This window comes from Burkholderia sp. ABCPW 11 (genome assembly GCF_001523445.1).
GTDB lineage: Bacteria > Pseudomonadota > Gammaproteobacteria > Burkholderiales > Burkholderiaceae > Burkholderia.
This window is the reverse complement of sequence record NZ_LOVM01000046.1, coordinates 26,090-42,042: the sequence shown is the minus strand read 5'-3', so window position 1 is coordinate 42,042 and position 15,953 is coordinate 26,090. Positions and strand designations below refer to the sequence as shown.

Below are 15,953 nucleotides of genomic sequence, written 5' to 3'. Positions count from 1 at the left end.
GTATGACGGGTGCGGGTTATCCCCACACCGGCTGTGGGCACGCCGCCGCACGCGGTTTGCCAAAGCCGGCTCAGTCAAGTAACTTTCGGCGTACGCCCCCGTCCTGGAGATTGGCCCCGATGAAGCTCGCCCTGCCCGCCCGGATTCTGGGCCTCGCATTCGCCGCCGCCATCGCGGCGCCCGGCGCGCACGCCGACACGCCCGTCGTGGTGTCGTCGAAGATCGACACCGAAGGCAACCTGCTCGGCAACCTCATTTCACAGGTGCTGAAGGCCCACGGCATTCCCGTCACCGAAAAGATCGCGCTCGGCACGACGCCGATCGTGCGCAAGGCGCTCACGAGCGGCGAGATCGACATCTACCCCGAATACACGGGCAACGCCGCGTTCTTCTTCAACAAGGCCGACGACCCGTTGTGGAAGAACGCGAGCCAGGGCTACGACACCGCGAAGAAGCTCGACTACGCGGCGAACCATCTCGTGTGGCTCGCGCCGGCGCCCGCGAACAACACGTGGGGCGTCGCGCTGCTCGCGCCCGTCGCGCAGTCGCAGCACCTGAAGACCTTCTCCGACTTCGGCAAGTGGGTGGCCGGCGGCGGCAAGGTGAAGCTCGCGGCGTCGGCCGAATTCGTGAACAGCGCGTCCGCGCTACCGTCGTTCGAGAAAGCGTACGGCTTCAAGCTGAAGCCCGAGCAGCTCGTCGTGCTGTCCGGCGGCGACACGGCCGCGACGATCAAGGCCGCCGCGAACCAGACCGACGGCGTGAACGCCGCGATGGTCTACGGCACCGACGGCGGTATCGCATCGAGCGGCCTCGCGGTGCTCGACGACGACAAGCACGTGCAGCCCGTCTATGCGCCGGCGCCGGTGATCCGCGAAGCCGCGCTGAAAGCGCATCCGCAAATCGCCGAGTATTTGAAGCCCGTGTTCGCGAGCCTGGACCTGAAGACGCTGCAATCGCTGAACGCGCGCATCCAGCTCAACGGCGAGCCGGCTGCCGGCGTCGCGAAAAGCTATCTGAAATCGAAGGGTTTCGTGAAATGACGGAGGGCGCGGCGGCGTCCGCGCGGCGCGTCACGCTCGACAAGGTCGGCATCCTGATCGGCGTACTGACGATCGTCGCCGTGTTCGGCCTGTCGTTCGCGGTGCTGCGGCCGAACCGGATCGCGGCCGGCACCGGGCTATCGGTGTTCGCCGCGCTGCCCGCGATGCAGGGCGCCGCGCTCGCCGCGCTATGGACCGCCGGCGCGCTGTGGGCGATGACCGCGAGCCGTCCCGCGTGGCGGCTCGCGGCCGGCTGCACGGGGCTCGCGACGCTCGCGTATGCCGTCGGCGCGGCCGCGACGCACGTCGTCGCACCCGACGACATGCTGGCCCGCGTGTCGCCCGACGCCGGCGTCTGGCTGCTGCTGTTCGCGTGGGCGGTGCTCATCGCCGACGCGCTCGCACGCCTCGCGTTCGGCCCGTGGCGGCGCCTCGCCGCGCTCGCCGTCGCGATAGCGGCGGTTTCCGTGCCACTCGCGAGCGGCTGGTGGGACGGCCTCTCCGTGATGCGCGAATACGCGGTGCGCAGCGACGATTTCTGGCGCGAAGCGATCCGTCACGTGTCGCTCGCGGGCGGCTCGGTCGCCGCCGCGCTCGTCGCGGGTGTGCCGCTCGGCATCGCATGCGCGCGCATCGCGGCGGTGCGCACCGTCGCGATGCCCGTGCTCAATATCGTGCAGACGATCCCCAGCATCGCGATGTACGGGCTGATGATGGCGCCGCTCGGCCTGCTCGCCGCGCACGTGCCGCTCGCGGCCGCACTCGGCATCCGCGGCATCGGCGTCGCGCCGGCCGCGCTCGCGCTGTTCCTCTACTCGCTGCTGCCGATCGCATCGAGCGTCGTGGTCGGGCTCGGACAGGTGCCGCCGCACGTGACCGAAGCGGCGCGCGCGATGGGCATGACACGCGCGCAGCGGCTGCTGCGCGTCGATCTCGTGCTCGCGCTGCCGGTGATCCTGAGCGGCGTGCGCATCGTGCTCGTGCAGAACATCGGCCTGACCGCGGTGGCCGCGCTGATCGGCGGCGGCGGATTCGGCACGTTCATCTTCCAGGGGATCGGGCAATCGGCCGCCGATCTCGTGCTGCTCGGCGCGATCCCGACGATCGCGCTCGCACTGGCGGCCGCCGTCGTGTTCGAAGCCGCGACGTCGCTCGCGAAGGGGCATGCAGGATGATCGAGATCGAACGGATCGGCAAACGCTTCGGCGACGTGGTCGCCGTCGACGACGTATCGCTGACGATACAGCGCGGCACGATCACCGCGCTCGTGGGCGCATCGGGCAGCGGCAAGTCGACGCTCTTGCGCATGATCAACCGGCTGATCGCGCCGACCAGCGGCACGATCCGCATCGACGGCGTCGATACGGCGACCGTCGCGCCCGAGCAACTGCGCCGCGGCATCGGCTATGCGATCCAGGGGCACGGGCTGTTTCCGCACTGGAGCGTCGCGCGCAACATCGCGACCGTGCCGCGCCTGCTCGGCTGGCCGGCCGCCCGTATCGACGCGCGCGTAAACGAACTGCTCGACCTGTTCCATCTTGCGCCGGCCGAATTCGCGGGCAAGCTGCCGCACGAACTGTCGGGCGGCCAGCAGCAGCGCGTCGGCGTTGCGCGCGCGCTCGCGGCCGAGCCCGCGATGCTGCTGATGGACGAACCGTTCGGCGCACTCGATCCGATCATCCGCAACAAGGCGCAGGACGACTTGTTCGCGCTGCAGCGCCGCCTCGGCATCACGGTCGTGATCGTCACGCACGATATCGAGGAAGCGCTGAAGCTCGGCGACACGATCGCGGTGATGGACGGCGGCCGGCTGCTGCAGGTCGCGCCGCCTGCCGAAATTCTCGGCAAGCCGGCAGCGGGTGTCGTCGAGCAGCTCGTCGCGGGCGTCGACCGGCCGCTGCGCCTGCTCGCGCTGACGCCGATCGATGCAGTGGCCGAAGCCGGCCGCGCCGACGGCGAGCCGATCGCGGCGACGCGCACGCTGCGCGATGCGGTGTCCGAATTATTGTGGCGCGGTGTCGACGCGCTGCCCGTCGACGATACGGGCAACGGCACCGCACACGGCCCCCGCCGCATCACGCTCGACGCGATCCGCTCGCACGCGAGGCAGCCCGCATGACGACGCGCGGCAGCGTGCAGCCCAGGCGGTCTTCGCTTCCCGCGTACGTCGCCCGCGCGGCCGCGCTCGCGCTGCTGCTCGTGCTGCTGTTGCGCCCCGCGTGGCTGCACGGGCTGTTCGCGCCGTTCGCGGACAACGGCGCGCCGGTGATCTACGATCGCGCGAGCCTGCTCGATCTCACGCTCGCGCATCTCGGCACGGTCGCGCTGTCGAGCCTGATCGGCACGATCGTCGCGGTCGCGGCCGGCATCGCGGTCACGCGGCGGTTCGGCGCGGATTTCCTGCCGGTCGCGCGCAGCGTCGTCGATATCGGCCAGACCTTCCCGCCGGTCGCCGTGCTCGCGCTTGCCGTGCCGGCAGTCGGCTTCGGATTGAAACCCGTGCTGATCGCGCTCGTGCTGTACGGGCTCCTGCCGATTTTCGAAAGCACGATCGCCGGGCTCGAGGACGTGCCGCGCGACGTCGTCGACGCCGCGCGGGGGATGGGCATGAGCGGCTGGCAGCAACTGGTGTCCGTCGAGCTGCCGCTCGCGTTCCCGGTGATCGTCAACGGCGTCCGCCTTGCGGTCGTGATCAATCTCGGCACCGCGACGATCGGCTCGACGGTCGCCGCGCGCGGGCTCGGCGACGTGATCATCGCGGGCCTGCAGACGTCGAACACCGCGTTCGTGCTGCAAGGCGGCGTGATCGTCGGCTTGCTCGCGGTACTCGTCAGCGACGCGATCGGCGCGATTGCGCGGGTGGCGAGCGCGCGGCACGCTTAGCATCGGTCACGCAATTTTTTCGAAGGAGCCACCATGCCAGTCCTGGACGCCGGCCCGTTTTTTCATGGCACGAAAGCGAATTTGCGGATCGGCGATTTGCTGACGGCGGGCTTCAGATCGAATTATCGGGACGACGTCGTCATGAATCATGTTTATTTCACGGCGCTGCCCAAAGGCGCGGGCCTGGCTGCCGAAATGGCCAAAGGCGAGGGCCGACCGCGCGTCTACATCGTCGAGCCCACCGGCGAATTCGAAAACGACCCGAACGTCACGGACAAGAAATTCCCGGGCAATCCGACGCGATCGTATCGAAGCACACTGCCGTTGAAAATCGTCGGCGAACTCGATAGCTGGGAACCCTACGATCCCGAGTTCATCCAGCAACTCAGAAGCCGCATCGAAACCGGCATCGGCGAGATCATCAACTAGCGTTTCGTCCGGACTCCCGATGCGTGTCCGCGCAACGATCGGCGCGTCGATCGTTGTGGACGTCACAAACCTACACGTCGCTTTCATTCGAGCGAGCGCTCGACCGTCTTCCGCGATTGGTCGATATACTATGCGCCTCCCATTTCCCCGCACTCGACCATGCGACGACGGTTCTTCTGGCTGATCTTGCTTTCGCTCGGCATTGCGCAACAGGCCGCTGCGCAGCAGGCGCCCGCATTGTCCGCCTCCGCGCCCGACGTACCGGCATCGGCGCCGACTGTCGCGTCCGCGCCGCTCGCGAACGCCAACGATCAGCCTAACGAAGCAAACCGCCGCATCACGTCCTACCTGACGAAGAAATTCGGCGTCGCAAGAGAAAAGGCCGCGAAGCTCGCCGATATCGTGAGCGTCACTGCGACGAAATATTCACTGCCGCCGGCACTCGTTTACGCGATCATTTCGATCGAATCGCGCTTCCAGGAAAAGGCGCGCGGCCAGCATGGCGCGACCGGGTTGATGCAGGTCGTGCCGTCCGCGCACCGCGGCATGCTGCGCGACGTGAAGGACCTGACCGAGCCGAATGCGAACGTCGATGCCGGCTCGCGCATTCTGTCGGGCTACGTGAAAGCCGCCGGCGGCAACGTGCAGGCCGGGCTGAAGAGCTACAGCGGCGGATCCAGTGCATATGCGGCGAAGGTGATGCAGCGGGTCGATGCATTCCGGTTCGTGCTCGAACCCGAGGACGACGCGAAAAGCGCGAGTACCGCGAACGACGGGAAGGCGCACATGGTGCCGGTCGGCGATCCGGCCGGCCCGGCGCCTGGTGCGAACCGCAACGCGAAGTAAGTGCAGGCAGGCCGATACCGGCAAAATTCAACGTTGATCTCGGGCGCAGTCGCGCGCCCTCATGAGACTCCGGGGTAGCGGCGCGCGCCGTCGCGTGATCGCGCACTGCGTTGCGCGCCACCTGAACATCGCGTTTCGGTACGACGAGCAAATTCAGGCCAAAGCCGTCGAGTACCTTGAACAGCTTGTCGAGACTCACCGCGCGTCCGTTTTCGAGGCGTGACAGCACGTCCTTGGAAACGCCGAGCATGTCGGCTGCATCGTCGATCCGCATCTGGTTCTGCGCGCGCCGGGTGCGCGCGAGCGCCCCCAGCGCGGCGAGATCCAGTGCGAGCGGGTCAGGTATCGCGACGGGTTGCGGTAGGGTGCGGGCCATAATTCCGGAATTTCAGGAACTATAGACGAGTACGGCGGCGCATTCGCGCCGCCGTCCCATGGAGTCGCCGGATCACCTCCCTCGTGCCTCGATCCAGCCCCCTCCGATCAAAGCTGCCCCGCCGCCCCCGTCCACCGCAGATAATCGCCGCGCGTCCAGTCGAGCGACACGCCCACGCGCTTCGTCCCCGGCCGGATCTTCGGCTTGTGCACCGACAGCGTCAGCGATTCCAGCGCCGGCCATTCGCGAAACGACAGCACCGCGAGATCGGCGACGAGCGTCTCCAGCAGCCGCGTATGCGGCTTGTGCGACAGGAACGACGCGACACGCGCGCAATAGCCGTCGTAATCGATCCACTCGCCCTGCTCGCTCGGCTCGCAGCGATACCCGAGCCGCGCATCGATCACGATCGGCTGCGGCGCTTCATGCTCGTGCGCATGGATGCCGATGCGCGCGGGCACCTTCAGTTCGTCGACGAACACGCTCCAGCCGCGCCCGCGCAGGCGCGGCGCGTCGATCGCCACGAACGGTTCGTCGAACGGCTTCATGATGCGAGCGGCGCCGCGGCGTCGAGCATGATGCGCACGAAATAGTCGGCGAAGCTGCGACGCACGACGATCTCGAACGACGCGTCGCCGGTCGGGATCAGCGTGATCGGCGACTTGAAGTAGTGCGACTGCGCACACTGGCCCGGCTTGAACACGCGCGGATGCAGATCGAGCGGGCAGCCGCGCGCGATCACGTCGCGCACGCGTTCGCCGCTGACCTCGACGACCGTGTAGCCGCTGCCGACGTCGACGGCCGCCGCATACGAGCCCTGCACGGCCTCCGCCAGCTTCGCTTCGAGCACGCCGGCCTGAACCGGCCCGTTCGACCGCACGAGCCATTCGTCAGGGCCGAGCCACAGCACGTCGTACTCGGCGCCGCGCGCCACCGTGTTCGGCTCCGCGGGCGGCCGGCAGCCGACCACACGCTCGAACGCGGCGACGAATGCCGGGTCGCTCAACTCGCCGCGCACGTTGACGAGATCGAGGAACGGCCGCTCGCGCAGCGCGAACTTCTTCGACGCGCGCGCCTGGTGCGCCTTCAGCACGTCGGCCGCGCCGACGAACGGCGATTCAAGCGTCACGCCGCCCGCACCCGCCACCTGCGTCTGGTTTCTCGTTTCATTCCACATGCTGACGCACCCCTTCGGTATCGTAGAAAACCGGGCTCGAGATCTTCGCGGTGATCCGCTTGCCGTTGGCCAGCGGAATCACGACGCTCTCGCCCATCTTGTTCAGGCCGCCCTTCACCACCGCGAGCGCGATCGAGCGCTTCAGGATCGGGCTGTAGTAGCTCGACGTCACGTGGCCGATCATCGGCGTCGGATCGACCGCCGACACCTGCGTGTCCTTCGCGATGATCTGCGCGCCTTCCGGCAGCACGAATTGTTCGTCCTCGGTCAGCAGTCCGACGAACTGCTTGCGGCCTTCCTTCGCGGTATCCGAGCGCGTCAGCGAACGCTTGCCGAGGAAGTCCTTCGACTTCGCGACGAGCCCGCCCATCCCGAGGTCGTACGGCGTGATCGAGCCGTCGGTATCCTGGCCGACGATGATGTAGCCCTTCTCCGCGCGCAGCACGTGCATCGTCTCGGTGCCGTACGGCGTGATGTCGAACTCGGCGCCGGCCGCCATCAGCGCTTCCCACACCGCGCGGCCCGCATTCGCCGGCACGTTCACTTCGTAGGCCAGCTCGCCCGAGAAGCTGATCCGCATCACGCGCGCCTTCGCGCCGGCAACGGTGCCGTTGCGGTAGCTCATGAACGGGAACGCTTCGTTGCCGAAGTCGATGTCCTGGCACACCTTCTGCACGACCTTGCGGCTCTTCGGGCCGACCACCGCAAACGTCGCCCAGTGATCGGTGACGGACGCGAGCCGCACCTTCATGTCGGGCCATTCGGTCTGCAGCCAGCGCTCGAGCCACGTCAGCACGCGCGCCGCGCCGCCGGTGGTGGTCGTCATCATGAAATGCTGGTCGGCCAGGCGCACGGTCACGCCGTCGTCGAACACCATCCCGTTTTCGTCGAGCATCAACCCGTAGCGGCATTTGCCGATTTCGAGCTTGTTCCACGGGTTCGTGTACATCCAGTTCAGCAGCTTCACCGCGTCCGGGCCCTGGATGTCGATCTTGCCGAGCGTCGACGCGTCGAGAATGCCGACGCCATTACGCACCGCGAGGCATTCGCGCTTCACGGCCGCATGGAGATCCTCGCCGTTCTTCGGGAAATACCACGGCCGCTTCCAGTTGCCGACGTCCTCGAACATCGCGCCGTGCTCGACGTGCCATTCGTGCACGGCCGTCTTGCGGATCGGGTCGAGGAAATCGCCCGTCTCGCGGCCCGCGAACGTGCCGAACGACACGGGCGTGTAGTTCGGACGGAACGTCGTCGTGCCCGTTTCCGGAATCGTCTTGCCGAGCGCGCCCGCGAGGATCGCCATCCCGTTGATGTTGCCGAGCTTGCCCTGGTCGGTACCGAAGCCCATCGCCGTATAGCGCTTCACGTGCTCGACCGACTCGAAGCCTTCGCGCGCGGCGAGCAGGATGTCGGCGGCCGCCACGTCGTTCTGGAAGTCGACGAACTGCTTGGGGCCGCGCGCGGCCGCCTCGCGGCTGCCGACGAGCCACAACGGCTGCAGCGCGCCTTCGACGGCTTCGGCGACCTGCGGTACGGCCGGGCGCTGCGCGGCGGTGAAGCCGGCGGCCTTCGCCGCTTCCACGCCCGCATCGACCGCGAGCCGCAGCGCACGGGCCAGCCCGAATTCGCCGGCCGCCGCACCGATGCTCGCTTCCGCCTGCACGGGCTTGCCCGGCAGGAAGCACGCCTTCTCGTCGTTCCAGCACGCCTTGCCGCCCGATTGCGCGAACAGGTGCAGCACCGGGCTGAAGCCGCCCGACATCGCGACGAGGTCGCACGGCAGCGTCTGCAGCTTGCCGCCGGTCTGGCCGTTCGAGTAGGACGCGACGTCGACCGACGATACGCGCCACTTGCCCGATGCGGCCGTGACGACCGCGCCGCTCATCACCGTCACGCCCTGCCGCTTGGCCGCGGCCGGCAGCGCGCCGTTCGACGACGCGCGCGAATCGACGACCGTCACCTTCGCCCCGCATGCCTTCAGGTCGAGCGCGGTCTGGTATGCACGGTCGTTGTTCGTGAACACGACCACGTTACGGCCCGGTAGCACGCCGAAGCGATGCACGTAGGTGGACACCGCGCCCGCCAGCATCACGCCCGGCAGGTCGTTGTTGCCGAATACGATCGGCCGCTCGTGCGCGCCGGTCGCGAGGATCACGCGCTTCGCGCGGATCTTCCACAGCAGCTCGCGCGTGCCCTTGCGCATCGACACCGGCAGATGATCGGTCAGGCGCTGCGTGACCGTCACGAGGTTGTGGTCCTGATAACCGAACGCGGTGCTCCGCGACAGGATCGTCACGTCGGGCAGCTTGCGCAGCTCCGCCTCGATCTTCTCGACCCATTGCAGCGCGGGCTTCGCGTCGATCTCCGCGCGGCACGACAGCAGGCTGCCGCCGAATTCGCGCTGGTCGTCGACGAGGATCACGCGCGCGCCGGCCGTGGCGGCCGCATGCGCGGCGGCGAGGCCCGACGGGCCACCGCCGACCACGAGCACGTCGCAGTGCGCGTAGCACTTGTCGTAGCGATCGGCGTCGAGCACTTCGGGCGCCTTGCCGAGGCCGGCCGCTTCGCGGATCTTCTCTTCGTACTTCGGCCACATCTTGCGCGGCCACATGAACGTCTTGTAGTAGAACCCGGCCGGCATGAAGCGCGAGAACTTCTGGTTGATCGCGTACTTGTCGTTCTCGAGCGTCGGCTCGGCGTTCACGCTCGTCGCGACGAGCCCCTGGTACAGCTCGATCTCGGTCGCGCGTGCGTTCGGCACGGTGTACGGGCCGGTTTCGAGCTGCACGACGGCATTCGGTTCCGCCACGTCCGCCGTCACGATCCCGCGCGGACGGTGATACTTGAAACTGCGCGCGACGAAATGCACGCCGTTCGCGAGCAGCGCGGACGCGAGCGTGTCGCCCTGGAAGCCCTGGTACGTGCGGCCGTTGAACGTGAACGTCAACGGAATCGCGCGATTGATCCGGCCACCGGTGCCGAGGCGGTCTTTCTGGCTCATTTGCTCGTGCCCTCTTCGTTTGCGTTGCCGGCGGCCGCGCCACTGATGGCAGCCCCGCCGAACTTTTCGTAGCCCTTGATATCGTAGGTCACCGTGTCGCGCGTGACCTTGAACCAGCGGCGGCAACCCTGCGTGTGCAGCCATTGCTCCTTGTGCAGCCCGCGCTTGTTCTCGCGCATGAACACGTATTCGCCCCATTCGCGGTCGGTCATGGTCTCGTTCGCCACCGGGCGCACGATGTCGGCTTCGCCGCCGCACGTGAATTCGGATTCGGCGCGCGGCCCGCACCACGGACATTCGATCAGCAACATGTTTGTTTCTCCTTCAATGCGGGGGTTAGTGCGCGACGGCGGCGGCGCCGTGCTCGTCGATCAGATGGCCCGTGTAGAAGCGGTCGAGCGCGAACGGTGCGTTCAGCGGATGCGGTTCGTCGCGGGCGATCGTGTGCGCGAACACCCAGCCCGAGCCTGGCGTCGCCTTGAAGCCGCCGGTGCCCCAGCCGCAGTTGAAATAGAGGCCCTTCACGTCGGTCTTGGTGATGATCGGGCACGCGTCCGGCGACACGTCGACGATGCCGCCCCACTGGCGGTTCATCCGCACGCGCGAGAACACCGGGAACATCTCGACGATCGCCTGCAGCGTGCTTTCGATGATGTGGAAGCTGCCGCGCTGGCCGAAGCCCGTGTACTGGTCGATACCGGCGCCGATCACGAGGTCGCCCTTGTCGGACTGGCTGATGTACGCGTGCACCGCGTTCGACATGATCACCGAGTTCACCACCGGCTTGATCGGCTCGGACACCAGCGCCTGCAGCGGGTGGCTTTCGATCGGCAGGCGGATGCCGGCCATGTCGGCGAGCGTCGTCGTGTTGCCGGCGGCCACCACCGCGACCTTCTTCGCCTTGATGAAACCCTTCACCGTGTCGACGCCGACCACCGCGCCGCCTTCGCGGCGAATGCCCGTCACCTGGCAGTTCTGGATGATGTCGACGCCGGCGCGGTCCGCGCCGCGTGCGAAGCCCCAGGCCACCGCGTCGTGACGCGCGACGCCCGCACGGCGCTGGATCGATGCGCCGAGCACCGGGTAGCGGCTGTTCAGGTTGATCGTCGGCTCGATTTCCTTGATCTGCGCGGGCGTCAGGAATTCGGCGTCGACGCCGTTCAGCCGGTTCGCGTTCACGCGGCGCTCGGTGTCGCGCACGTCCTGCAGCGTGTGCGCGAGGTTCATCACGCCGCGCTGGCTGAACATCACGTTGTAGTTCAGGTCCTGCGACAGCCCTTCCCACAGCTTCATCGCCTTCTCGTACAGCGCGGCCGATTCGTCCCAGAGGTAGTTCGAGCGCACGATCGTCGTGTTGCGCGCGGTGTTGCCGCCGCCGATCCAGCCCTTCTCCAGGATCGCGACGTTCGTGATCCCGTGCTCCTTCGCGAGGTAGTACGCGGTCGCGAGGCCGTGGCCGCCGCCGCCGACGATCACGACGTCGTATTCCTTCTTCGGCTCCGGGCTCTTCCACTGCTTCTCCCAGTTCTCGTGATACGAGAGGCCGTTGCGGAACAGGCTGAATATCGAGTAGCGGCTCATGTTTGGATCCTTCGTTAGCATTCGATGACGTTCACGGCGAGGCCGCCGCGCGACGTTTCCTTGTATTTCGTCTTCATGTCGGCGCCGGTTTCGCGCATCGTCTTGATCACGGAATCGAGCGATACGTAGTGCTGGCCGTTGCCCTTGAGCGCCATGCGCGACGCGTTCAGCGCCTTGATCGCGCCCATCGCGTTGCGCTCGATGCACGGGATCTGCACGAGCCCGCCCACGGGATCGCAGGTCATCCCGAGGTTGTGCTCCATGCCGATCTCGGCCGCGTTCTCGACCTGGTCGGGCGTGCCGCCCATCACGGCGGCGAGCGCGGCGGCGGCCATCGAGCACGCGACGCCCACTTCGCCCTGGCAACCGACTTCCGCGCCGGAGATCGACGCGGTTTCCTTGTAGATGATCCCGATCGCCGCGGCCGTCAGCAGGAATTCGACGATGCCGGCTTCGTTCGAGCCCGGCACGAACTTCACGTAGTAGTGCAGCACCGCGGGGATCACGCCGGCCGCGCCGTTGGTGGGCGCGGTGACCACCCGGCCGCCGGCCGCGTTCTCTTCGTTCACGGCCATCGCATACAGGTTGACCCAGTCGAGCATCGACAGCGGGTCGCGCAGCGACTCTTCCGAACGCGCGCGCAGGCAGCCGTTCAGTTCGGCCGCGCGGCGCTTCACGCGCATCGGGCCCGGCAGGTCGCCCTCGACCTTGCAGCCGCGCTCGACGCACGCGGCCATCGTGCGCCAGATCGCCATCAGCCCGGCGCGCACTTCGTCGGCCGGACGCAGCGCGGATTCGTTGCGCAGCATCAGCTCGGCGATCGACAGCCCGTGTTCGCGGCACTGGCGCATCAGATCGTCGCCGGTGCGGAACGGATACGGCACGTCGACCGCCGCGCGCACACCGTTCACGCGATCGCCGTCGCGATTCACGACGAAGCCGCCGCCGACCGAGTAATACTCTTTCTCGACGAGCAACTGGCCGTGTTCGTCGAATGCCTGGAAGCGCATCCCGTTCGGATGCACGATGCCGGTGCCGCTCATCAGCTTGCGATAGAAGCCGATATGTTCCTTCTCGTCGAAGCGGACCGTCTGCTTGCCGAGCAGCGTCAGCGACTTCTCCGCGCGGATCGCGGCGAGCCGCGGCTCGATCAGGTCGGGATCGATCGTGTCGGGCAGGTGGCCTTCGAGGCCGAGCAGCACGGCCTTGTCGGTGCCGTGGCCCTTGCCGGTCGCGCCGAGCGAGCCGTACAGCTCGACCCGCACGCGGCGCACGAAGCCGAGCAGGTTCGCGTCCTCGACGTGCGACGCGAAGCGGCACGCGGCGATCATCGGGCCGACCGTATGCGAACTGGACGGGCCGATGCCGATCTTGAACAGGTCGAACGCGCTGACGTTCATCTGGCTTCCTTTGGGTTGCATGCGTGAAATGTCGTTGGGCCTCAGTACATCAGGGCGTAAAATCGGCCGATAGAACAAAAACGGCATCGGCGTGGGATAGCGCCGCCAAGCGCCGTGCCGGCCGCCCGGAAAGTGCGTTTTGGCGATGGTTCGCGACGAAAAACCACAAGTCCGGCCACGGCCGATCGGCGACGCTGGCTGCATCCGTGCCGCCCTCCGGCAGCCGTAGCCCGCAAACAGAGTGAAACGAGTGAGACCGCCTTACCGGCGTGACGAGATTGGCCGCGATGACCCCCGACGTACCCGCTTCCCCCCTCGCAGAACCCGCGCCGCGGCGCATCCGCTTCGGCATCGTGCTGCTGCCGAACTTCACGCTGACGGCCTTCTCGGGCTTCGTCGACATGCTGCGGCTGTCGGCCGACGACGGCGACTACAGCAAGCCCGTGCGCTGCGCATGGAGCGTGATCGGCGAGACGCTCGCACCGGTGCGCGCGAGCTGCGGGATCCAGATCACGCCGTGGGAGACGTTCGACGCGGCCGAGCCGTTCGACTATGTGGTGGTGGTTGGCGGGCTGCTGCATTCGGGGCCGCAGGCCGGCCCTGAAACGCTCGACTTCATCCGCCGCGCGGCAACGGGCGGCGCGACGGTCGTCGGCATCTGCACCGGCGTGTTCACGCTGATGCGCGCCGGCGTGCTCGACGGCTACCGCACCTGCGTGAGCTGGTTCCATTACTGGGACTTCATCGAGCGCTTTCCGTCCGCCGATCCCGACCTGCTGATCGCTGACCGGCTGTTCGTGATCGACCGGCGCCGGATCACGTGTTCGGGCGGCCGCGCGTCGATCGACGTCGCCGCCGCGATCCTGCTGCGCCATTTCGATCACGCCACCGTACAGAAGGCGCTACGCATCCTGCTCGTCGGCGAGATGCAGAAAGGCAACGCGCCGCAGCCGCATCCGCCGGGCCTCGAACCGGCGACGCATCCGAAGGTCAAGCGCGCGATTCTTCTGATGGAACAGCACGTGGGGCGCGCGCTGCCGCTCGAGGAACTGGCGTGCAAGCTCGACCTGTCGACGCGGCAGCTCGAGCGGCTCTTCAAGGCCGAGACCGGCAAGAGCCCGCAGGCCTTCGCGAAACAGGTGCGGCTGCGCACGGCCGCCTGGCTGCTGACGAGCTCGGACCGCACCGTCGCCGATATCGCGTCGAGTTGCGGATTCGCCGATGCATCGCACCTCGGGCGCGAATTCCGCAAGCAGTTCGGCGTGCCGCCGGCGACGTATCGCGAGCGCGGCGGCGACGTGGCCGAAGTCGATGCGATGCCCGATGCGTCGGCCGACGCCGTCGAGGACCTCGCCGACTGACGGCCCAGGGGCGTCCGCCTTCTTCCTTGGCCGATGGCAGAACCGCACACGTTCGCATCGGTTTCGGCGCTTTTGGAACCGGTTCCAATCAAATTAGCCGACGTTGCCCTCGATAAAACGAGGGTTATCCCGGATGCTGATGCGCGCTCAAATTTGTATGATGACCACATCACCCTACAAACTTGAGCATCATGTTCGAAAAAATTCCGGCCCGCGCGATGAGCGACCATGTCGCGCAGCAACTGCTCAAGCAGATCGAAGTGGGCAGTTTCGCGGCCACCGGCAAGCTGCCGACCGAAGCCGTGCTCGCGCAGGAATTCGGCGTGAGCCGCACCGTGATCCGCGAGGCGATCTCGCGGCTGAAGAACGAAGGCGTGGTCGAGCCGCGCCAGGGCAGCGGCGTGTTCGTGAACCAGCACGGCGCGATCCGGCCGCTGCGCATCGACTACGCGGAAGCCGTCGAGGCGAGCTCGCTGCCGCACCTGCTCGCGGTGCGCCGCGCGATCGAGGCCGAAGTCGCGGCCGAAGCCGCGCTGCACCACACCGACGACGACATGGCCGACATCGACGACGCGCTGCGCAAGATCGATGCAGCAGTGGCCGAAGGGCGCGACGGCGTGGCGGAAGACGTCGCGTTCCACCGCACGATCGCGGCCGTCACCGGCAACCCGTATTTCCTGAAGACGCTGCAGTTCCTGAACCAGTACCTCGAAGCCGGCGTGAAGGTCACGCGGGGCAACGAAGCGACGCGCGACGATTTCTCGCGGCAGGTGCGCGACGAACACGCGGCGATCGCCGATGCGATCCGCGCGCGCGACCCGATGGCCGCCCGCAACGCGGCGCGCACGCACATGTACAACGCCGCCCGCCGCCTCGCGGAAGCCGGCATCTGCTGAAGCCGGCGGCGCCCGCCGCCGCCGTCCGGAACCTCTCCCGAATCGATCAAGGTTGACCATGTCAAGAAATGTTGGAGTCATCGGCCTCGGCGCGATGGGCCTCGGCGTCGCACGCTCGCTGCTGCGCGCCGGCCTGCGCGTCCATGCATGCGACGTGCGCGACACCGTGCTGCAGGCATTCGCCGCCGAAGGCGGCATCGCGTGCGCGACGCCGGCCGAACTCGGTGCGCAGTGCGACGTCGTCGTCACGCTCGTCGTCAATGCCGCGCAGACGGAAACGGTGCTGTTCGGCGAACACGGTGCGGTCGCGGCGATGAAGCCCGGCGGCATCGTGATCGCGAGCGCGACCGTCGCGCCTGAATTCGCGGTCGCGCTCGGCGCGCGCATCGAAGCGGCCGGCCTGCAGATGCTCGACGCGCCCGTGTCGGGCGGCGCCGCGCGCGCGGCCTCCGGCGAGATGACGATGATGACGTCCGGCCCGGCCGCCGCGTATGCGGGCTGCGAGGACGTGCTCGCGGCGATCGCCGGCAAGGTGTACCGCCTCGGCGACGCACACGGCATCGGCTCGAAAGTGAAGATCATCAATCAATTGCTGGCCGGCGTGCATATCGCGGCGGCGGCCGAAGCGATGGCGCTCGGCCTGCGCGAAGGCGTCGATGCCGACGCGCTGTACGACGTGATCACGCACAGCGCCGGCAATTCGTGGATGTTCGAGAACCGCGTGCCGCACATCCTGAACGGCGACTACACGCCGCTGTCGGCCGTCGACATCTTCGTGAAGGATCTCGGTCTCGTGCTCGATACCGCGCGCCGCAGCAAATTCCCGCTGCCGCTGTCGGCCACCGCGCACCAGATGTTCATGAGCGCGTCGAGCGCCGGCCACGGCGGCGAGGACGATTCCGCCGTGATCAAGACTTTCCCCGGCATCACGCTGCCGCCCGCCCGCTGATTCGAACGACG

At 67.6% G+C, this 15,953-nt stretch carries 15 protein-coding genes and 1 pseudogene; 9 read left to right on the top strand and 7 right to left on the bottom strand.

Features of this window, described 5'->3' with window-relative positions:
* The first annotated feature begins 119 nt into the window (after positions 1 to 119).
* The 6 genes from WS61_RS18475 (at position 120) to WS61_RS18450 (ending at position 5,201) form a co-directional block, all read left to right on the top strand.
* Positions 120 to 1,043 carry an ABC transporter substrate-binding protein gene (locus WS61_RS18475; protein ID WP_059502202.1) on the top strand — a complete coding sequence of 308 codons (924 nt, stop codon included), beginning with the start codon at positions 120 to 122 and terminating at the stop codon, positions 1,041 to 1,043.
* Positions 1,040 to 2,218 (top strand): ABC transporter permease, encoded by a 1,179-nt coding sequence (locus tag WS61_RS18470; RefSeq protein WP_059502200.1) that lies wholly within the window; start codon positions 1,040 to 1,042, stop codon positions 2,216 to 2,218. The genes WS61_RS18475 and WS61_RS18470 overlap by 4 nt, the downstream gene beginning before the upstream one ends.
* On the top strand, positions 2,215 to 3,162 hold the full coding sequence (locus WS61_RS18465) for an ABC transporter ATP-binding protein (protein WP_059502198.1): 948 nt from the start codon (positions 2,215 to 2,217) through the stop codon (positions 3,160 to 3,162). The genes WS61_RS18470 and WS61_RS18465 overlap by 4 nt, the downstream gene beginning before the upstream one ends.
* The gene (locus WS61_RS18460; RefSeq protein ID WP_059502196.1) at positions 3,159 to 3,926 is read left to right on the top strand and encodes an ABC transporter permease; all 768 of its coding nucleotides are present in this window, start codon (positions 3,159 to 3,161) and stop codon (positions 3,924 to 3,926) included. The genes WS61_RS18465 and WS61_RS18460 overlap by 4 nt, the downstream gene beginning before the upstream one ends.
* A gap of 33 nt (positions 3,927 to 3,959) precedes the next feature.
* Positions 3,960 to 4,355: an NAD(+)--rifampin ADP-ribosyltransferase gene (gene arr, locus WS61_RS18455; RefSeq protein ID WP_059502194.1), complete on the top strand. Its 396-nt coding sequence runs from the start codon at positions 3,960 to 3,962 to the stop codon at positions 4,353 to 4,355.
* 159 nt (positions 4,356 to 4,514) lie between these two features.
* Complete coding sequence (locus WS61_RS18450; RefSeq protein WP_059502192.1) at positions 4,515 to 5,201, top strand: lytic transglycosylase domain-containing protein; 687 nt, start codon at positions 4,515 to 4,517, stop codon at positions 5,199 to 5,201.
* A 52-nt stretch (positions 5,202 to 5,253) separates the two neighbouring features.
* Here the strand turns inward: WS61_RS18450 and WS61_RS33725 are convergent.
* The 7 genes and pseudogenes from WS61_RS33725 to WS61_RS18420 form a co-directional block, all read right to left on the bottom strand.
* A pseudogene (locus tag WS61_RS33725) lies at positions 5,254 to 5,577 on the bottom strand (helix-turn-helix domain-containing protein); the annotation flags it as partial.
* Positions 5,578 to 5,684: 107 nt separating this feature from the next.
* Positions 5,685 to 6,125, bottom strand: a complete 441-nt coding sequence (locus WS61_RS18445) for a dihydroneopterin aldolase (RefSeq protein WP_059502190.1) — start codon at positions 6,123 to 6,125, stop codon at positions 5,685 to 5,687.
* A complete protein-coding gene (locus tag WS61_RS18440) occupies positions 6,122 to 6,754 on the bottom strand; it encodes a sarcosine oxidase subunit gamma (protein WP_059502188.1) in 633 nt (210 codons plus the stop codon). Before WS61_RS18440 ends, WS61_RS18445 begins: the two co-directional genes overlap by 4 nt.
* The gene (locus WS61_RS18435; protein ID WP_059502186.1) at positions 6,744 to 9,755 is read right to left on the bottom strand and encodes a sarcosine oxidase subunit alpha family protein; all 3,012 of its coding nucleotides are present in this window, start codon (positions 9,753 to 9,755) and stop codon (positions 6,744 to 6,746) included. Before WS61_RS18435 ends, WS61_RS18440 begins: the two co-directional genes overlap by 11 nt.
* Entirely contained in the window at positions 9,752 to 10,066 is a 315-nt protein-coding gene (locus WS61_RS18430; protein WP_059502184.1) for a sarcosine oxidase subunit delta, read from the bottom strand. Before WS61_RS18430 ends, WS61_RS18435 begins: the two co-directional genes overlap by 4 nt.
* A 25-nt stretch (positions 10,067 to 10,091) precedes the next feature.
* Positions 10,092 to 11,336, bottom strand: coding sequence for a sarcosine oxidase subunit beta family protein (locus WS61_RS18425; protein ID WP_059502182.1), 1,245 nt, complete (start codon positions 11,334 to 11,336; stop codon positions 10,092 to 10,094).
* A 14-nt stretch (positions 11,337 to 11,350) separates the two neighbouring features.
* Positions 11,351 to 12,736: an L-serine ammonia-lyase gene (locus tag WS61_RS18420; protein ID WP_059502180.1), complete on the bottom strand. Its 1,386-nt coding sequence runs from the start codon at positions 12,734 to 12,736 to the stop codon at positions 11,351 to 11,353.
* Positions 12,737 to 13,023: 287 nt separating this feature from the next.
* On the opposite strand from WS61_RS18420, the gene WS61_RS18415 reads away from it, so the two are divergent.
* The 3 genes from WS61_RS18415 (at position 13,024) to ltnD (ending at position 15,942) form a co-directional block, all read left to right on the top strand.
* Complete coding sequence (locus WS61_RS18415; protein ID WP_059502747.1) at positions 13,024 to 14,097, top strand: GlxA family transcriptional regulator; 1,074 nt, start codon at positions 13,024 to 13,026, stop codon at positions 14,095 to 14,097.
* Between the two features lie 191 nt (positions 14,098 to 14,288).
* Positions 14,289 to 14,993 carry a FadR/GntR family transcriptional regulator gene (locus WS61_RS18410; RefSeq protein ID WP_059502178.1) on the top strand — a complete coding sequence of 235 codons (705 nt, stop codon included), beginning with the start codon at positions 14,289 to 14,291 and terminating at the stop codon, positions 14,991 to 14,993.
* A gap of 58 nt (positions 14,994 to 15,051) precedes the next feature.
* Positions 15,052 to 15,942 carry an L-threonate dehydrogenase gene (gene ltnD, locus WS61_RS18405; RefSeq protein ID WP_012339469.1) on the top strand — a complete coding sequence of 297 codons (891 nt, stop codon included), beginning with the start codon at positions 15,052 to 15,054 and terminating at the stop codon, positions 15,940 to 15,942.
* The last annotated feature ends 11 nt before the right edge of the window (positions 15,943 to 15,953 follow it).